This window comes from Synechococcales cyanobacterium T60_A2020_003, assembly GCA_015272205.1.
In the GTDB taxonomy this organism is placed as follows: Bacteria; Cyanobacteriota; Cyanobacteriia; order RECH01; family RECH01; genus JACYMB01.
Window position 1 is genome coordinate 1 of sequence record JACYMB010000114.1, and the last position, 1,745, is coordinate 1,745.

At 54.9% G+C, this 1,745-nt stretch carries 2 protein-coding genes; one reads left to right on the forward strand and one right to left on the reverse strand.

What is annotated here, in order from left to right; all coding sequences use genetic code 11:
* Positions 1 to 271 (forward strand): META domain-containing protein (locus tag IGR76_05930; protein MBF2078057.1); only part of this gene is annotated, 271 nt, incomplete at its 5' end.
* 54 nt (positions 272 to 325) lie between these two features.
* Here the strand turns inward: IGR76_05930 and IGR76_05935 are convergent.
* The coding region (locus tag IGR76_05935) for an FAD-dependent oxidoreductase (protein MBF2078058.1) at positions 326 to 1,745 on the reverse strand (1,420 nt) is incomplete at its 5' end.

Below are 1,745 nucleotides of genomic sequence, written 5' to 3' on the forward strand. Positions count from 1 at the left end.
CTTTGAATCGAGCGATCGCATCGTGGGCAGTTGGGGCTGTAACCGCTACTTTGGTGGATTGACCACAGATGAGGAAAGCATCAGTGTTGGGGCGATCGGCTCTACCCGCATGGCCTGTCCTCCCGCCGTGATGGATCAGGAAGCTCGGTTCTTTCAGGCGCTCTCAACGGCCAACCGGATTGAACTGGATGGCCCCTATCTGTTGGTTTACAGTGAGGGCATTGATCAACCTTTGCGGTTCACTCAGATAACGCCATCCGTCGATCAATAGGGTCTATGTGAGCCGGAAGTGAGCCCCTCTTCCTCCCCTTCACTCATCTTGTCCTCAAACCACTGTTTTCTGAGGCGATCCCAACGTATTGGCACAGAGTATTCCAGAGGCAGCCACCGCTGGAACACCAATGCCGGGAATCGTGCTGTCTCCAACGCGATACAGTCCCTTTATCGGTGTAAACGTACTGGGAAATAGACCCTGATCAGCGGCGATCGCAGGCCCATAGGTTCCTTGATATCGACGCAAAAATCGAGCGTGGGTCAGGGGTGTTCCGATCAGTTCCACCTCAATGCGCGATCGCCCATCGGGAATCACTTTCTCCAAGGCGCGAAACAACGGTTCGGCGCGTTGTCGTTTTCGTTCGGCATAGTTGCCCTCAGTTTGCCACGGGGCAAAGGGTTCCAACGAGTAGACATGAACCGCATGATAGCCTGATGGAGCCTGACTTTTATCCCATACGGTCGGGATTGAAATCATGCAGGTATTTCCGGGTTCCGTGATGTCTTTGTTCTCATCGTGAACCACGACATGGTGTCCGGTGAGTCCCTCTAATCCATCGGCTCGAATCCCCAAATGGAGATGCATAAAGCTATCAATCGCTGACGTAGACAGCATCTTTTGACGAAATGAGACAGGGAGATCCGTAGGAGAGAGGAGTTTTTCGTAGGTATCCCACAGCGTTGCATTGGAAATCACGATGGGCGATCGCACCGTCTCTCCACTTTTCAGGCGGACTCCGATCGCTCGTCCCTGTTCCACCAAAACTTGATCGACATGACTACGAAGACGCAACTCACCCCCCCATTGCTCTAAGCCTCGAACGAGAGCATCCACGATCGCCCCACTGCCGCCAATGGGATAGTCAATCACCGAGTGCGATCGCTCGCCAAACATAAAGGCCATTTCCGGCGCAACGGTGCCGTGAGCCTTCAGTCCCGACAGGAGAAAACACTCCAGGTCAATCAGCCGACGCACCCACGGGTCACGCACATACCGATCCATCAGGGTTCCCGTTGAGCTTTGAATGACTGGAAGTTGGGGGAGCAGCTTCAGCAGTTGCCAGGGATAGCGGGTCAGCAGGGTCGTTGCCAGGTGCCAATCCGATCGCAGCGCCATGGTGGGAATTTCCCGGAGTCCTTGATAGAGGCGTAAAAATTGCTGTTCTAACTGGGCAAATTCGGCTGCCCCTTGGGGCGTGATCTGGGCGATCGCCGCTTGGTACCGCTGACGGTTACCGTAAATGGGCAGGGTGTGATCGGGGAAATGGTAGTGTCCTAAAGGGTCGTAGGCGATCGCCTCCACCGATTCGCCTAGCATTGCCAGCACTTGACGCAAGGGATTGACCGACTGCGGGTCGCTCAAGCCACAGTAGAAAGATGGCCCCGAATCAAAATGAAACCCGTCGCGGGTAAAGCTGTGGGCCGCACCACCGGGAATGCTGTGACTTTCAAAAACCAACACCTCCTTGCCG